The sequence below is a fragment of the Spirillospora sp. NPDC049652 genome (assembly GCF_040675125.1).
In the GTDB taxonomy this organism is placed as follows: domain Bacteria; phylum Actinomycetota; class Actinomycetes; order Streptosporangiales; family Streptosporangiaceae; genus Spirillospora.
In genome coordinates, this window is record NZ_JBFAOF010000898.1 from 1 (window position 1) to 2,954 (window position 2,954).

General features: G+C 74.8%; 3 protein-coding genes. 2 read left to right on the top strand and 1 reads right to left on the bottom strand.

Annotation, left to right across the window (positions count from 1 at the left end; translation table 11 throughout):
• On the bottom strand, positions 1 to 733 hold a 733-nt coding region (locus AB0J52_RS34540; protein ID WP_500187100.1), incomplete at its 3' end, for an MFS transporter.
• Positions 734 to 826: 93 nt separating this feature from the next.
• On the opposite strand from AB0J52_RS34540, the gene AB0J52_RS34545 reads away from it, so the two are divergent.
• The gene (locus AB0J52_RS34545) at positions 827 to 1,780 is read left to right on the top strand and encodes a LysR family transcriptional regulator (protein ID WP_500187101.1); all 954 of its coding nucleotides are present in this window, start codon (positions 827 to 829) and stop codon (positions 1,778 to 1,780) included.
• A 72-nt stretch (positions 1,781 to 1,852) separates the two neighbouring features.
• On the top strand, positions 1,853 to 2,954 hold a 1,102-nt coding region (locus AB0J52_RS34550; RefSeq protein ID WP_500187102.1), incomplete at its 3' end, for an FtsX-like permease family protein.

Genomic DNA, 2,954 nt, shown 5'->3' on the forward strand with positions numbered 1-2,954 from the left:
GGGACGCGCGCATCGACCCGGCGGCGACGCCCGAGACCGCGGTGTTCGCCCAGCCGCGCGCGCCCGCCGCGATCAGCGCGTCGGTCGCGAGGCCGAGCGCGGCGACGACCGCGATCTGCGAGCGGACGTTGATCCGGCGCGTGCCGGCCGGGCAGCGCACCGCCGCGCCCGCCGTCAGCGCCAGCACCACCAGCGCGATCGGGCCGTTCACCACGAAGACCGCGCGCCAGCCCGCCGCGCCGACCAGCAGGCCGCCGAGGACCGGGCCCGCCGCGACCGCGCTGCCGCTGATCGCGGCCCAGGTGGCGAGGGCGCGGGTGCGGTCCGGCGCGTCCGGGTAGAGCCGGGAGATCATGGCCAGCGAGGCGGGCACGCAGGCCGCCGCCGCGACGCCGAGCAGCGCGCGCAGGCCGACCAGCGCGCCGAGGCCGGGGGCCGCCGCGCACAGCAGCGAGAGCACCCCGAACGCGGCGATGCCCGAGCGGAACGCCCGGTGCGCGCCGAAGCGGTCGGCGACGGCTCCGGCGGTGAGCAGCAGCGCCGCGAAGACGACGGTGTAGGAGGTCGTCGCCCACTGCAGCCCGGACATCGAGGCGTGCAGCGAGGACGCGAGGTCGGGTTCGGCCACCGACAGGACGGTCATGTCGAGCAGCACCATGAAGTAGCCGAGCGAGACGCCGACCAGCGGGATCGCCCGCGTGCCGGTCGGCGTCGCCGTAGCGGTGATCGTCATGCCGACCAGGCTCGCGGCCGATGGCGTCCGCCTCCACCGGCCGTCGCGTACGCTGCGTTCGGAAAATCCGAACGATCGGGTGGGGGGCGTGGCGTGGAGCTCCGGCAGTTGCGGGTCTTCGAGGCGGTGGTCCGGCACGGGACGGTGACCGACGCCGCCGTCGCGCTCGGCCTCGCGCCGTCCAGCGTCTCGGCCCGCGTCCGCGCGCTGGAGGAGTCGCTCGGCGTGCCGCTGTTCGACCGGACGGCGCGCGGGATGCGGCTCACCCCGTCCGGCGAGCGCATGCTGACCTGGTCGCGCCGGCTGCTGGACGCGGCCGACGAGGCCCGGCGGGAGGTCGTCGGCACCGCGTCGGCGCTGCGCCTCGGCGCGCTGGAGACGATCGCCGCGACGCACGTCCCGCGCGTGCTGGCACGGCTGTCCGCGCGTTCGCCGGGCGTCGCTCCGGAGCGCGTCGAGGTGCGTTCCTCGGCCGCCCGGGACGAACTGCTCGCGGACGTCATCGGCGGCACCCTGGACGCGGCCCTCCTGCTGGACACCGGCGCGGCGCTCGGCGACCTCGGCTTCCCGCAACCGGAGGCCCCGCTGACGTTCCTGGACGTCGAGCCCGTCCCGCTGGCGCTGGTCGCCGCCCCCGACAACCCGCTCGCCGGCCGCCCGAACCTCACGCGGGCCGACCTGCGGGACCAGTCGCTGCTGGTCAACGTGGAGAAGTGCTCGTTCCGGCTCGCCGCCGACCGGTTCCTCGGGCCCGAGCCGAACCGCGTCCGGGCCGGCGGCGTGCCGGTGGTGCGGGCGTGGGCGGAGCAGGGCCTCGGGATCGCGCTGCTGCCCGGGTTCGCGGTCGACGACGCCGTCCGGCGGGGCACGCTGGCCGGGCTCGACCTGCCGGTTCCGGACATCAGCCTGCGCCTGGTGTGGCGGGCGGACCGCGAGTCGCTTCCCGGTCTGCGTGAGCTGCTGTACGCCTGCGCTGCCACGCCTGTCGCCGCGCCGTCCGGTTTGGGACGGGCCGATAGGACGCCGGCTGCGGCGACAAACCCGTAAAAGTTGCGGTTTGCCCAAGAAACCATGACAGGGGCTTGTGGCATGGTTCACGCCACCTGATCATCAGCCTCTATGTGGCATCCGGGGCTGGTACTACGGCGGATGGCCAGCGACCGGACTCTGGTCCTGGCGGCGTGCGCCACCGCGCTCTTCGCGACCACGGTCCTCGCGGCGCTGGTCGGCTACGCGGGAGCGGTGACACGCGACGGGCTGCGCCGCACGCTCGCGCAGAACGCGCAGATCGGCGCGACCATCGTCGTGACCGTCCTGCCGGGGCAGAACGACGAGACGACCAAGCAGCTCGACCAGGCGCTCCGCCGGAGCTACGCCGGCATCCCCTACCGGCTGGAGTCGACGGCGCAGAGCGACTCCTACACGCTGCCCGGCCAGGAGCGCGCGCAGCGCCCCGAGCTGACGAAGTTCGCGACCTACATGGGCATCGACCAGCACGCGCGGCTGTCGGCCGGGCGCTGGCCCGCCGCCACCTCGGACGGCACCGCCGAGGCCGTGCTGCCGGGCGCGGCCGCGAAGCGGATGAAGCTCAAGCCGGGCGCGGTCTTCACCGTCCACGGACGCATCGACAAGACCTCCGCCGTCAAGGTGCGCCTCGTCGGGACGTTCGACGTGCGGAGCCCGGCGGACTACCTGTGGCACGGCGACCCGCTCGTCACCACCGGGGTCGAGCAGCAGAACTACACCACCCACGGCCCGCTCGTCCTCGCGCCCGAGGTCTACCGGAAGCGCTTCTCCGCCGCGGGCGGCGACATGACCTTCTTCGTCCGCAACGACCTGTCCCACCTGGACGTCTCCGGACTCCGCGGGCTCGGCAGGCGCATGCAGGACTCGACGAACACGCTCCGCAAGTACGGCGACGGCACGACGTTCGCCGTCTCCAGCGACCTGCCGGCGCTCGCCGACCAGCTCTCCCTCGCCGTCCTGGTCGCCCGGTCCACGATGTTCGTCCCGGTGCTCCAGCTCATCCTGCTCGCCGGGTACGCGTGGCTGCTGGTCGCCCGGCTCCTCGCAGACCACCGCCGCACCGAACTCGCCCTCATGCGCACGCGCGGCGCCGGGATGCGGCAGCTCGCCGGGCTCACGCTCGCCGAAGGGCTCGCCGTGGTGCTGCCCGGCCTGCTGCTCGGCCCCCTGCTCGCCGACCCGCTGCTGCGGCTCG